A 13,800-nucleotide genomic window follows, 5' to 3' on the forward strand; every position below is an offset into this window, starting at 1 on the left:
ATGGGGCTGCAGCGCACTTCTTGGCGCAGGGCCCTTTTCTTTTCCGGAAGGAGGAATCAATCATGAGCTTTAATTGGAAACGACTGGGAGAGAATACCCTGTTCCTGATCCCGAGCATCATTTTAACGGCCGCCCTGGGTATCTATCCTTTGCTTTGGATGCTGCGTTATATGTTTTATGATTATGCCGGATATGGCGATGCACTGTTTATCGGACTGGACAATTTTCGCCGCTTGATGCGTGACGGACTGTTCTGGGAATCGGTAGGCAACACCTTCATCTATGCGGGAGGCAAGCTGCTGCTGACCCTGCCGGTGTCGTTGCTGCTCGCAGTTATTCTGAACGGCAAGCTGCGGGGCAGCAACTTGCTGCGAGGCATTTACTTTATGCCGACGGTCATCAGTACAGCCGTTATCTCCGTTGTCTTTTATAATATCTTTAATTCCTATAACGGCATGGTTAATACTGTTCTGATGAAGTTGCATCTGGTCTCACAGCCGATCGACTGGCTCGGGCCCAAATATGCGATGCTCACGGTTATTCTGGTCGCGGTGTGGGGCGCGGTCGGCAACTATATGCTGCTGTTCCTGGCCGGGCTGCAAAGCATTCCCCAGGATTTGTATGAAAGTGCGGCTATTGATGGGGCAAATGCCGGAAGACGATTCTGGAACATCACGCTGCCGATGCTGGCTCCGGTTGCTCAAATGGTTATGATGCTGGCGATCATCGCTTCTCTGAAGGGCTACGAGAGCATCATGGTTATTACTGAAGGCGGCCCGATCGGCAAGACCGAGGTCATGTATCTTTATCTCTACAAGCTGTTGTTCCCGGTATCAACAGGCTCGCCTGTAGTACAGCAGCTTGGGTATGGCAGTGCCGTTGGCTTCGCCAGTGCTGTTATCGTTGGGGCGATCACCGGCTTGTATTTCTTCTTGAGCCGCAAAATGAGCAAGGTGTACTAGTGACAGGAGGGTTCATCATATGAACGAACAGGTACTATCTCCGCAGCCGGATGGACGCAGCAAGCTTGCCGAGCGCCGGACTTCCGGTTCGGCAGGCCGAGTGGTGGCTCGCACGGCTATGTGGTTGTTTTTATTGATAACGGCGCTGCTGACTTTGTTCCCTCTGCTCATGACCATCACGGGTTCCTTGAAGACCGGAGCCGAGATGATGACCGGAGGAAGCCTGCTGCCAGCCAAGCTGCAATTTATCAATTATGTGGAGGCCTGGAAGCAGGCCAACTTCGCACGCTATACCTGGAACAGTGCTTTTGTCAGTATTATGGTGACGGCAGGCACGCTGCTGGTCGCTTCCATGGCGGCTTATGTCGTGGATCGGCGCAACTTTCCCGGCAAATCACTTTATGTGACCGTGCAGGCCTCCATGATGTTCATATCCGTTGGCGCTATCGTATTGCGTCCGCAATTTGATCTTATGGTGGCGCTGCATCTCAATACGACATTGTGGGGAGTTATTCTCATCCTGATCAGCGCTCATTCCAGCACATTCTTTATGCTGCAAGGCTTCTTCAAAGCCATTCCCCGCGAGCTTGATGAAGCGGCGATGGTGGATGGCTCCGGATTCATCCGTACGTTCTTCCGGATTATTCTGCCGCTGCTGACGCCGGGACTAGGTGTGGCGGGCTTGTTCGCCTTCCGACATGCCTGGAATGAATACATTTTGCCTCTGGTGTTCACGATGACCAATCCAGAGCTGCAAACGCTCACCGTAGGGCTGGCGAATCTCCGCTATGGTTCCTCCGCAGCGATGCAAATTCACCTGATGATGGCAGGGGCCTGTCTGTCGATCCTGCCGATGCTGCTGGTATATATTTTGGCCAACAAGACGTTTATCCAGGTGACCGCAGGTTCGGTCAAAGGTTAAAGATTAAAGGTTTACTATAGTTCTACCTCAATTCGCATAAAAGGAGCATCAGGTATATGAGTCATTTTACAATTGGGCCTTTGGCTTCCAGTCCGGTAGTCACCCGTCATGCCGATAATCCGATTCTGTCGCCGGGGGACGTGCCTTACGGGCCCGCAATGGTCTTTAATGCAGGAGTCGCCAAATTCAAAGGCAAATATGTCATGGTCTTCCGCAATGATTACGGGGATGAAAAGAAAGGAATCGTTGCCCCTCATCATACGACTAACCTGGGGCTGGCCTTCAGCGATGACGGGATCAAGTGGGAGGTTCAGCCTGAGCCATGCTGGTCCTGGCAGGACGAAGAGGTCATCCGGGTATATGATCCGCGTCTGACAGTGATCGGGGAGCAATGCTATATGTGCTTTGCCGTCGATACCAAGCATGGGCTGCGGGGCGGCATTGCTGTCACCGAGGATTTCAGCTCCTTCAAGGTGCTTAGCCTGTCGCTTCCAGACAATCGCAACATGGTGTTGTTCCCGGAGAGAATCGGGGGCAGCTATGTACGGCTGGAGCGCCCAATGCCGGTGTACAGCCGGGGAGGGAAAGACCGCTTTGACATGTGGATGAGTGATTCGCCAGATTTGAAATATTGGGGCAACTCCAAACTGCTGCTAACCGTTGAAGATGTCGCATTTGCCAACGACAAGGTAGGGCCGGGTGCTCCGCCTGTCAAAACGGACAAAGGCTGGCTGACCCTGTTCCATGCCGTGGATCTGGATCTTGGCCGGGGCAAGAATGGGTGGGAGGATAGCTGGAAAAAGCGCTATACGGCCGGAGTCCTGTTGCTTGACCTGGCTGATCCAAGCCGCATCATCGGCAGGGCGTCAGCGCCGCTGCTCGCCCCGGAGGCCAAATATGAAATCAGTGGGGGATTCCGCAATGATGTCATTTTTCCGGGCGGCATGATTCTGGAGGCTTCCGGGGAAGTCAAAATCTACTACGGGGCCGCCGATACGGTAGAATGTTTGGCAACCGCCCATGTGGATGATCTGTTGCGTCTCTGTCTTGAAGGTAAGATCCATTAAGTGGAACACGTGACCACCCCCTGTCTCACAAACAGGGGGAAAGTCCCACATAAATTGGAGGGGTTTTTTATGAATATCAAAGAGATTACATTGCCTTCGGCCAGCATTCCGGTGACCCACGAGGTGGATGTACTGGTCATCGGCGGTGGGGCTGCTGGCATCGCCGCCGCTATTGCTGCCGCAGAAGGGGGAGCGCGCACGATGCTGGTAGAGCAACGTGGATTCCTTGGCGGTATGGGAACCGTTGCCTTGGTTCCATCCTTCTCCCCCTATACAGATAAGCAAAAGCTGATTATACGCGGTCTGGGTCTGAAGCTGATGGAACGGATGAAGCAGCACTGCAAGCCGGAGTATCTTGAGGAATACCGGGAACTGCTGGATTGGGTGCCTATCGATCCAGAGGTGCTGAAGCGCGTTTATGACGATGCCATTCTGGAGAGTGGCGTTACCCCGCTATATCATACCTTTGTCTATGATGTTGTGCTTTCGGAGGATCGCCGAAGCGTTCAAGGCGTTGTTGTCGTCAACAAAACGGGACGTTCCTTCATCTCCTGCCGATATATAATCGATTGCTCGGGAGATGGGGATATTGCCGCCTTGGCGGGAGTTCCCTTTCAGAAGGGCGGGGAAGAGGGCGAACTCCAGCCGGGCAGTATGTGTTATCTGCTTGCGAATGTAGATCGTCCGAGGTTCAAACGCTTCCTGGAGGAGAGCGGAGACACGGGGCAACTGCATAAGACGGTGGAACAAGCGATTCAGGACGGAGCGTTGCCGGAGGGGCGCAAGTCGATCTCCGGCCTGGCCTGGATCAGTGATTACCTGGTGGGTGTTAACTTCGGCCATGTCTTTGGTGTCGACGGTACGCTTGCTGAGGATTTAACGCGGGGGGCGATTGAAGGACGGCGTACCGCAGAGCGCCAACTGCAATTCTTCCGCCGTTATGTCCCGGGGTTTGAGCATGCCCACATGGTGGCAAGCGGAGAACAACTTGGCATCCGGGAGACCCGGCGCATTGAAGGAGACTATGTGCTGACGGTCGACGATTTCCAGGCTGGTCGCTCCTTCCCGGATGATATTGCCCGGAACGCTTATTATATTGATATCCATCTCGCCAACAGCCAAAGCGAAATGACCTTCAACCATTTGCCTCCGGGTGTGTCGCATGGGGTGCCGTACCGGATTATGCTACCGGTCGGAATTGACAACCTTTGGGTGGCTGGTCGCTCGGTATCTTCGGATCGGGCGGTGCAAGGCTCCTTGCGGGTGATGCCCAATTGCTTCTCCATGGGTCAGGCGTCCGGCACAGCGGCCGCCTTGGCGTTGCAAGACGGCAATACCTCGCGTGGCATATCGATCACTGAGCTTCAGCGGCGATTGCTGGAGCAGGATGTCTGGCTAGGAGAGGATTTCTTGCTGGCCGGGAGCAAGAAGGCGAGCGATGTTCTGTGAAGCAGATCACTTTAACGGATGAATGGTTCCATGGTGCCGTATCCTTAGAACATCTGGAGCAAGGAATCAAGCCGTGGCGCATTCCGTTCCAGGATTACGAGCTTTATCCACCTGAAGGCATTGAAGGCAAAGCGGCGATTTGTGCCGGTATCCGCTTGCGGTTATATACGGATGCGGCGGCAATCAAACTATCCTTTACACCACTTGCGGAAGCCGCCGCACTGGATTGCCTCGTAGATGGGGAATTGATTCGGACACTCCCGCTGCCGGCAAGAGCAACGGACGCATTATTCGATAAAGGTATTCCGCGTAGGTTCAAGGAGCTGGAAATCTGGCTTCCGCAAAACACCGAAATGACAGTTAACGGACTGTGGATTGATGAAGAAGCCTCGGCAAAGCCGCTACCGGACAACCGGCCTCGCTGGATTACATACGGCAGCTCCATCACCCAATGCGTAGCTGCTTCCAGCCCTACGCGCACCTGGCCTGCTATCGCGGCAGCCAAGTGCGGCTTCAACCAGACCAATCTCGGTTTCTCTGGCAACTGTCATATGGAGCCGATGATGGGGCGGCTCATCCGTGACCTGCCGGCTGACTTCATTTCACTTTGCATAGGCGTGAACATCTATGGAGCAGGCACCTTAAGTCCACGTATGTTCCAGCCGATGCTGATCGGACTGCTGGAGACGATTCGCGACAAGCACCCGAATACTCCGTTGCTGATAATCTCCCCAATCTATGGCACCCATCGTGAGACAGAGTCTAATTCGCTGGGCTTCACCTTGCCGATGATGCGTGAGATCATTCATAAAACCACCCGAACACTGCAAGCACGGGGGGATCGACATCTGTACTATCAGGATGGACTAAGTTGGCTTGGACCGGAGGATGCAGACCTGTTAACGGATGGCCTGCACCCTGGGGCTAAGGGTTATGAGTTGTTAGGCCAGAGGTTCCCCGAACTTCAACAAGCAGCTTTTCCATATAAGAGGTAGTTCAAAAATTCGTCTTTCCAGGACGAAGCTGTTCGAGGAGTAGATTCGACATCGAATCTTGAATTCACCCGGGACTTCCGTTGCTCACGTACCCACTACGTACGCTGCGCTACTCAGTCCCTAGCTTCATCCAACCTTCTCGATCCTGAAAATCTGACTTTTTGAACACATATTAAAAGAGGTAGTTCAAAAAAATCATCTTTCCAGGACGAGGCTGTTCGAGGAGTAGATTCGACATCAATTCATAAGTTTGTATCCCTAGAGAGTGGGCTCACCCCACTCTTTTTGAATGGGGACAAGGCTATAATGAAGTTGTTCAATGTCATAAAATGAGGGGGGATGAAAATATTTACGTTTTATTTAAATCTATTTGGCAACGTTTACACTAGAGGGGCAGACACATAGTTTGTTAAAGGTTAATGGCCGGCAAATGAAAGAGTAGAAGGAGGTACTTATGTTTAACAGGAGAGCATTTACCTTATTGTTACTGTTTGCTGTCTTCGTCTCAGGGTTATTACCGCAAATGGCTTCTGCCGATATGCTTGCTGAGAATCATGTTATATCCTCCATGGATAAGGAAGGATTATCTGACCTCAATGCTGACAGCGAGATTATTGAAAATGATCCCTTGCCCGTTAATGAAGACGAGCCTGTACTCACTACTGATCCTGGAGCCTTGCCTGATGCTGATCCAGCGGAGGAGGTCAATGTGACGGACGCTGTATATTTGGAGGCCATGGACCCTGCTGCCTTTGAAATTACGGATGCGGCGGCAACAATTCAGAACTATCCCATGCCCTCTATTTATTCCGCATCCAGTGTATTTTCGTTGAAAGCTAATGGCAATAACGTTCCTGTCATCGCTTATGTGCGCGATTACGACTATGCCCAATTCTCCTTCTCTGGAGCAGTGACCCTGGAAGTGACAGCTAATGAGAATATAGAATCCTACTCCATCAGTCCGCTGGCGAAAAATATTCAGGGTACGGTGAGCGGAAGAAAGCTGACGTTTACGTTGTCCTCTTCAACCTATGTGATCGTTAAAATCAATGATCTGAAGAAAATAGTCATTGCCGCCGATCCTCTGGAAACGGATATTCCCGCTTCTTCCGGTCCCGGCATCTATAACGTAACCCAATCGCCGTACAACGCAGATCGCACTGGCAATACGATGGCAACCACAGCTATTCAGAGAGCGATTGACGATGCAAATCAGGCAGGCGGCGGTACTGTATTTGTTCCAGCCGGTGTCTACAAGAGCGGGAATCTGACATTAAAGAGCAACGTGACCTTCTATTTGGCCGGGGGTGCTGTCATTGTCGGCACAGGCAAGGGAGAGGACTACGTCAAGGATTTCCGCAAGGACTCGCTGAACAGGGATGGAACTTATTTTATCCGTACAGCGATTAATTCCAGCAATATTACCCTGCGGGGACGGGGAACCATTGACGGAAAGGGCATGGAAATGCGTGACCGCAAGATGCCCGCCCCACACAAAAATGAAGGGTTTATCAACAATCTGCTGGTTCCGCTAGCGACGTCCCATTTTACATTTGATGGCTTGATCTTGCGGGATGCCGGCTTCTGGTCTTTTATGGTGGTTCGCTCCGATCATGTTACGATTACCAATCTCAAGGGCTTTCAGGACCTGCACAAGCTTGAAAATGATGTGATTGACATTAATGAAAGCCAGGACGTGCTGGTGAAGCATGCGATTGCGATCTCGGATGATGATACGTATTCCACGAAAACCTGGCTGCAAACAGGCATGTCCAAGGGGTGGCCGGGCCAGCTTGAGCATTTGGAGAATGTGGTCTTTGACGATGCCTTTGCCTGGACAAGATGTGCAGCCTTCAAAGTTGGCATGGGCGTAGCCCAACCGCAAATCGGGGTTACCGTGCGAAATTCCTATGTATACCAAAGCGCTCGGGCTTTGCTCATCGATCATGGTTACCAATACAACACACTTCCGGAGGAAGGCTACGCCCAGAATATTACATTTGAAAATATTGATATTGAACGCGTTGGCATCAATCAGTTCGGAAACTACTGGCTAGGAGTATCCACCAGCACCTCTGGTGATATCAGTAATGTAATCGTTAAGGACATTCATATTCGCGAGTTGGGCTCTCAAAACTCCAGACTCTCCGGGAACGTCACGAAAGGGGGCATGGTTAACGGCGTCATGTTCTCGGACGTGTATGTCAAAGGCGAGCTTGCCACCAAACTGAGTGATATGAAAATCACCGTTAATAACAATGTCAACGGCGTTATCTTTGCTAATTCCAGACCTCCGCTGTTCAGCGATAATTTTGAAGACGGAGATACGGCAGGCTGGACCGCTCATTCCGGATCCTGGAGTGTAGCTACAGATGATTCTAGGGTTTTGGCTCAGAAGGCCACGGCGACCTCGCTTATTACGGCAGGCAGCTCGTGGACGGATTACGCCTATGAAGCCAAAGTAAAGATGCCTATTCACAACGCAAATGCCGGCATCGTATTCCGGGTGAAGGATGCAAATAACTATTACATGTACAGAATTAACGCGACGACACAAGAGGTAGAGCTGTACAAGAGCATTAATGGCACCCTGACAAGAGTGTCCGGCACAGCGTTCACAGCAGTAGCCAAGCAGTGGTATAAACTTAAAGTGGTTGTCCGGGGCAACACCATTGAAGGTTATGTAGATGGAGTATTAAAAACGCAATGGACGAATCCTGTGACCGAATTGACAAAAGGTAAGGTCGGCTTCAGAACGACATCTGCGGATGTGTTGTTTGATCATGCTATCGTCTCCAGTTTGAATAAAGCTCCTACCGATCTTACGTTAAGTCATAACCGTGTGCCTGAGCATACTACGGCAGGCGGCAGCGTGGGAACCTTCACCACCACTGATCCAGATGATGGCGACACCTTTATCTACCAATTGGTGGCTGGCATGGGGGACACGAATAACGGGAGCTTTGATATTTCGGGAAATGCGCTAATCCTCAAGATAAGACCGGATTATGAAACGAAAAATAGCTATTCGATTCGGGTCAGAACGGTGGATTCCGGTGGACTCTATTACGAGAAGGCATTTACGGTTCAAATTACGGATGTAAGTGAAGCACCCAATCCGCTGCCTAACCTTACGTTGTTCAGTGACAACTTCGAGGATGGAAATACAACAGGCTGGACGGCTCACTCAGGCTCCTGGAGTGTGGTCACCGACAGTTCGCAGGCATTGGCCCAGAAGGCATCGGCAACCTCTCTGATTACAGCCGGTGAGACATGGACGGATTATTCGTTGGAAGCCAAGGTCAAGGTTCCCATTGCTAACGCGAACGCAGGGATTGTCTTTAGAGTGCAGGACACCAACCATTATTACATGTTCAGAATCAACGCTACAGCCAAAACGCTGGAGCTTTACAAAGCTGTGGACGGCCTTTTGACCAGCGTATCCAGCACGCCATTTACCGCCACTGCAAATCAATGGTATACTCTCAAAGCCGTGGTGCAAGGCAATAATATCAAGGCCTACGTGGACGGAGCCTTGAAAATCGAGTGGACGAATCCAGTAAACGAATTAGCGACGGGTAAAATTGGACTACGAACAACGTCAGTGAACGTGTTATTTGATGATATTATCATCAAAGGCAATCACTAGATAAGCATAATTACCAGCAATGAACCAAAAACAGCTCATTAGATGGGTACTATCTAATGAGTTGTTTTTTATCTTTGCAGGGTGTAGATGCTTAAAGTGTTTGTGATGATTGCTTGCTGCGACGTAATGCGCGCCGGGCCCACCAGAGCCGGCTGCCTGTCAATAAGCTGGCCACCAGACAGATCGAAGCCGAGGTGACGAACACGACATGCATTCCGGACAGGAACAGATCAGGCCGATCCGCGATTAAGCCGGTGACGCGGTAGCCAGCCCGGTTGCTCATGACATTGAACAATGTGGTAGTGGCGACGGTAATGCCTACCACCATACCGATGTTGCGTACGAGTGAGTTGATACTGCCAGCAATGCCGAGCTGTGTTCGCGGCACCTTGGACATGACAAGCGAATTGTTCGGCGATTGAAACAGACCGCTGCCCAGACCCAGCATGCCAATCCATACGCCTACCAAGGCGATCGAACTCCGATCATGCAACTGGGCTAGTCCAATCTGGGCGACGACCATGACGATCAGGCCGGCAAAGGTAAGAAATTCCGAGCCGATTTTATCAGATAAAGCCCCGCTTAACGGAGCAACAATGACCATGACGATCGGAAAGAGCATCATGAGGAAGCCAGCATCAGAAGGGGACAGATTCAAAATACTCTGGGTGTAAAAGGGGGCGATGATATTGAAGCAAAAGTTGGCAACGAACACCAGAAAGCCACACAAAATGCTGAGACTAAACATAGGGTTGCGAAATAGGCTCAACTGCAGCATAGGCTGGTGCTGGCGTATTTCCACAGACAGAAACAGGCTGAACACCATGACGGCCAGCACAAGCGCACCAATAATGCGAAGGTCCTGATAGCCTAGCTGTTGTCCTAACAGCAGCCCGGAGAACAATGCAAGAATAAATAGCGGGAATAAGATACTGCCAGCTTTATCGATATGTACCTGCAAGCGAGTACGATCCTCAGGCAACAGACTCCAGCCAATAATAATGGCGATGAGACCAACAGGGATATTTACCCAGAAAATATACTCCCAGCCCAAGCTGGCTACAATAACTCCACCCAAGCTTGGCCCGGCAATACTGCCGAGAGATACGAAGGTCCCGATCAGCCCTAACGCCTTGCCCCGTTCCGTGGAAGGGAAGATGTCGGTAATGATGCCCTGGCTATTAGCCATCGTCATGGACGCACCCAAGGCCTGAATCAGGCGGGAGCCGACCAGTAGCAGTAATGAGTTGCTAAATCCGCAAAGCAGGGAGCCTAACGTGAAAATAACCATGCCCCACTTGAATATTTTAATTTTGCCTATAATATCGCCTAGCTTGCCAAAAAAGAGGATTGCCGCGCAAATCATCATCAGGTAGGCGGTGACGATCCATTCGGCGTGAGCTACGGATAGCTGCATCTGCTCGGAGATTACAGGAAGCGCAATATTGACAATACTCCCGTCAAGTGTTGACATAAACGTGAACAGGTTTAATACGATCAGAATCATCCAACGTTTACGCTGAATGTCCGGATCATCCTGGAAGGTTGAAGCTATGCTGCTTTTAGCGTTCATAAGAAATTGCACCTCGTTCTGTAGGATGTGCTTGTCATGCGCATCAGTGTGCGCACGGTCCAGCGTGATTGCCTAATTTATTGTATACCTAGTCCCTGCTATGTTACAATGAGGCGCATTTTTCATTCAGGACATATGTCCTTTGCAAATGATGAAAAGTAACTTTTAATGAAATTGACAGAGAGACATGGAGAGTTCCAAGGATGAAGGGGAGAGACCATGAAGGGTTTGTTATTTGCCTTGCTGGCCGGGGCTTTTGTTACACTGCAGGGAGTTGCCAATACGCAAATTAGCGCGGGTATCGGGACTTGGCCAGCCGCCGCCTTAACTCAGTTTATCGGCTTTGTGGCGGCCTTGATAATTTGGGCATTAGTCAGGGACGGAAACAGGCGGGAACTGGGGCGGGTGCATCCGCTTTATTTGAGTGGGGGAGCGCTGGCGGCCATTATTATATTTACCAATGTTACAGCAATTCAACAGGTGGGCGTAACGATGACTATTTCCGTGCTGTTGATCGCCCAACTATGCATCACCTTCCTCATCGACAGCATGGGATGGTTTGGCGTAAGGAAGCAACGAATGCGCTGGCCGCAATTTATAGGGATCGCCCTGATGATTGCCGGGGTCATTATTTTGAAATTTTAGCAGCGGGACAAGAATGGAGGCTTAGCATGAGAGAGATTCCTGATCGTGGGCTGCTGGAAGCCTACATGGACAAATACGATCTGCATCAAGTATTTACCTCTGAATTAACTCCGCACTTAAGCTTGATCAGCTTCGATGAAGGCGAACTGATCTGTGCCCAGGGCGAGCCTTCTCATACGATGTACGTGCTGGTTAAAGGCAAAATCAAGATCTACAATACCTCGCCGGAAGGCCGCACCTTGGTCATTTCGTTCAAAAATCCGCTTGAGGTAATCGGTGATATTGAGTATATCCGCACCGGGGATATCATTAACACCGTGGAGGCTGTATCGGCCGTTCAGGCTATTGCTGTCGAATATCGTTGGCTGCAAAAAATATGCTATGACCACTCGCCGCTGCTAAATTTTCTGCTTGATATCATTACGAAAAAATTTTATATGAAATCCAGCTCCATGAGCTTTAACCTGCTCTACCCGGTGGAGGTCAGACTGGCCAGTTATCTCTTATCTGTGTCCTTTGATGAGACAGATATTCTGTTCCGGGGCGAGCTAAGCACAAGTGATTTGGTGGATGCCGCCAATTTAATCGGGACCAGCTATCGGCATGTCAACCGGGTACTGCAAAAGTTCACGGCTCATGGGCTGGTCGAACGAAATCGGAGCGGCATTTGTATCAAGGATGAGGCGGGGCTACGCCGGTTGGCCGAACGAAATATTTATGAATAATAAAGGTAGTTCAAAAAGTCGTCTTTCCAGGACGAAGTTGTTCGAGGAGTAGATTCGACATCGAATCTTGAATTCACCCGGGCCAAGCGTATGCTTCCGTAGCATGTTTCTTGCAGAAACATTTGAGTTGCTCACGTACCCACTACGTACGCTGCGCTACTCAGTCCCTCGCTTCATCCAACCTAAAGCGTTTTGAAAAAACGCACATCGGAAGCATAAGCCTCGATCCTGAACGACTTTTTGAGCGCGCACGAATAGGGGGGGAAGATATGATTGCAGGGTTAATGTTAGCATTAACGGCCGGAACTTTAGTCGGAATGCAGAATATATTTAATGCCAAGGTAAATGAACAGACGGGGAACTGGACGACCACAACCTTGGTGCTGGGCTTGGGTTTTGCGGCCTCCTTTTTGCTGGGACTATGCTTTGAAGGCATGGGGATGTTTCGTTTTTGGCCTAATATGCAAACATGGTATTGGTTCAGTGGATTGATTGGTGTGGGGGTGGTCATCAGCTTGGTGCAGGGCATCAAATTACTGGGGCCCACTTATGCTATTGCCATCATGATGACCTCGGAACTGGGGTTTGCCGTGATATTTGATTCCATGGGTTGGCTTGGCCTCGAGAAGGTGCCATTTACGCTGAATCAGTTGCTTGGCGCGCTGGTGATCGTCGGAGGAATCTTCGTGTTTAAGTGGGGAGAAAACCCGAAAAAGACTGCCGCCGATTGAATTTGCTAATTGATATGATGTTGCAGAAATGCCCCCTGAGCTGCTATTCAGGGAGCATTTCTTAAAATGCTGGAATTTATAATTCTTCAGTCTTCCGATAAAGGTGGTTTGTCTTCGGTGAAAGTACATCGATAGTCGGTTTTCTTATGTACTGTACAGCAAATCACCGATGAAGCTTGTAGCTGTTGGCCTTGCTCACCTCGCGGATCAGACTGATCTCGGTCTCCGTCAAATCCGGGAGGTCGGCTGCGGCAAGGTTTTGCTGAAGCTGCTCACGCGAGCTGGCACCGGGAATCACGGCAGCCACTGCCGGATGGGCCAACGAGTATCGAATGGCCAATTGCGTTAGCGAGCGTGCAGGCGTTACCAGAGATTCTTCTAGTGCCCGGCGAAGCTCAAGCAGTTCGTTCAACTCGTAGTCCGGTACTCCCTTGACCGGCTGTCTATTGGCAGCAAGCGCTCCACTGGACAGAGGACCACGGGCGATAACGCTGATGCCCTGCTCCTGAAGAAGAGGCAAGACGGCTTCCTCTGCGCGTCGATCTACGATACTGTAGGAATTCATCACACTAACGATAGAAGAACGGCTCACATATTCACGGATGACATTAGGGCGGATAGAGGAAATGCCGTATTGACGAATGTAGCCTTCCCGTTTCAACTGCTCAAAGGCTTCAATCGTATCGTCCATCGGATCATCCAGTGTGCCTCCATGAAGCTGATACAAATCGATATAATCGGTATTCAGCCGTCGCAGACTGTCCTTGACCGCAGCAAGGATATAGCTCTTGGAAGCATCCCAACTCCAGCCTTCCTGCCCGGGAATGCGGCGGTTTCCCACCTTGGTGGCGATGATAACTTGGTCCCGGCGGCCACGAATGGCCTTGCCTACAATTTCCTCATTACGGCCACTGTCATACAGGTCCGCTGTATCAAGCAGATTAACTCCACGATCAAGAGCCTCGTGAATGATAGCGATAGCCTTGCGTTCATCCATGCCTAAAGACATGCAGCCAAGGCCAATTTCACTTACAAGCAGATCGGAAGAGCCTAAGCGATTTAGTTTCATAATCAGTCAACTC

11 protein-coding genes are annotated in these 13,800 nt (G+C 50.6%); 9 read left to right on the forward strand and 2 right to left on the reverse strand.

Features of this window, described 5'->3' with window-relative positions:
• The first annotated feature begins 62 nt into the window (after positions 1 to 62).
• From C557_RS0114165 to C557_RS0114190, 6 genes are all read left to right on the forward strand, one after another.
• Positions 63 to 962 (forward strand): carbohydrate ABC transporter permease, encoded by a 900-nt coding sequence (locus C557_RS0114165; RefSeq protein ID WP_018752538.1) that lies wholly within the window; start codon positions 63 to 65, stop codon positions 960 to 962.
• Between the two features lie 19 nt (positions 963 to 981).
• Positions 982 to 1,884 carry a carbohydrate ABC transporter permease gene (locus C557_RS0114170; protein ID WP_018752539.1) on the forward strand — a complete coding sequence of 301 codons (903 nt, stop codon included), beginning with the start codon at positions 982 to 984 and terminating at the stop codon, positions 1,882 to 1,884.
• A 56-nt stretch (positions 1,885 to 1,940) separates the two neighbouring features.
• A complete protein-coding gene (locus C557_RS0114175; protein WP_018752540.1) occupies positions 1,941 to 2,951 on the forward strand; it encodes a glycoside hydrolase family 130 protein in 1,011 nt (336 codons plus the stop codon).
• A gap of 69 nt (positions 2,952 to 3,020) precedes the next feature.
• Positions 3,021 to 4,400, forward strand: coding sequence for an FAD-dependent oxidoreductase (locus C557_RS0114180; protein ID WP_018752541.1), 1,380 nt, complete (start codon positions 3,021 to 3,023; stop codon positions 4,398 to 4,400).
• Positions 4,397 to 5,395 carry an SGNH/GDSL hydrolase family protein gene (locus C557_RS0114185; RefSeq protein WP_018752542.1) on the forward strand — a complete coding sequence of 333 codons (999 nt, stop codon included), beginning with the start codon at positions 4,397 to 4,399 and terminating at the stop codon, positions 5,393 to 5,395. The genes C557_RS0114180 and C557_RS0114185 overlap by 4 nt, the downstream gene beginning before the upstream one ends.
• Before the next feature lie 454 nt (positions 5,396 to 5,849).
• Positions 5,850 to 9,044, forward strand: coding sequence for a 3-keto-alpha-glucoside-1,2-lyase-like domain-containing protein (locus C557_RS0114190; protein WP_018752543.1), 3,195 nt, complete (start codon positions 5,850 to 5,852; stop codon positions 9,042 to 9,044).
• Between the two features lie 91 nt (positions 9,045 to 9,135).
• Here the strand turns inward: C557_RS0114190 and C557_RS0114195 are convergent, their stop codons facing one another.
• Complete coding sequence (locus tag C557_RS0114195) at positions 9,136 to 10,617, reverse strand: MFS transporter (protein ID WP_018752544.1); 1,482 nt, start codon at positions 10,615 to 10,617, stop codon at positions 9,136 to 9,138.
• Positions 10,618 to 10,836: 219 nt separating this feature from the next.
• Between C557_RS0114195 and C557_RS0114200 the strand changes: the two genes are divergently transcribed.
• The 3 genes from C557_RS0114200 (at position 10,837) to C557_RS0114210 (ending at position 12,718) form a co-directional block, all read left to right on the forward strand.
• On the forward strand, positions 10,837 to 11,262 hold the full coding sequence (locus C557_RS0114200) for a DMT family transporter (protein WP_018752545.1): 426 nt from the start codon (positions 10,837 to 10,839) through the stop codon (positions 11,260 to 11,262).
• Positions 11,263 to 11,288: 26 nt separating this feature from the next.
• Positions 11,289 to 11,987, forward strand: a complete 699-nt coding sequence (locus tag C557_RS0114205) for a Crp/Fnr family transcriptional regulator (protein WP_018752546.1) — start codon at positions 11,289 to 11,291, stop codon at positions 11,985 to 11,987.
• A gap of 269 nt (positions 11,988 to 12,256) precedes the next feature.
• On the forward strand, positions 12,257 to 12,718 hold the full coding sequence (locus C557_RS0114210) for a DMT family transporter (RefSeq protein WP_018752547.1): 462 nt from the start codon (positions 12,257 to 12,259) through the stop codon (positions 12,716 to 12,718).
• A gap of 163 nt (positions 12,719 to 12,881) precedes the next feature.
• On the opposite strand, the gene C557_RS0114215 is transcribed toward C557_RS0114210, so the two are convergent.
• Positions 12,882 to 13,787 carry an aldo/keto reductase gene (locus C557_RS0114215; RefSeq protein ID WP_018752548.1) on the reverse strand — a complete coding sequence of 302 codons (906 nt, stop codon included), beginning with the start codon at positions 13,785 to 13,787 and terminating at the stop codon, positions 12,882 to 12,884.
• Positions 13,788 to 13,800: the final 13 nt, after the last annotated feature.

The organism is Paenibacillus sanguinis 2301083 = DSM 16941, assembly GCF_000374825.1.
GTDB classification, from domain to species: Bacteria; Bacillota; Bacilli; order Paenibacillales; family Paenibacillaceae; genus Fontibacillus; species Fontibacillus sanguinis.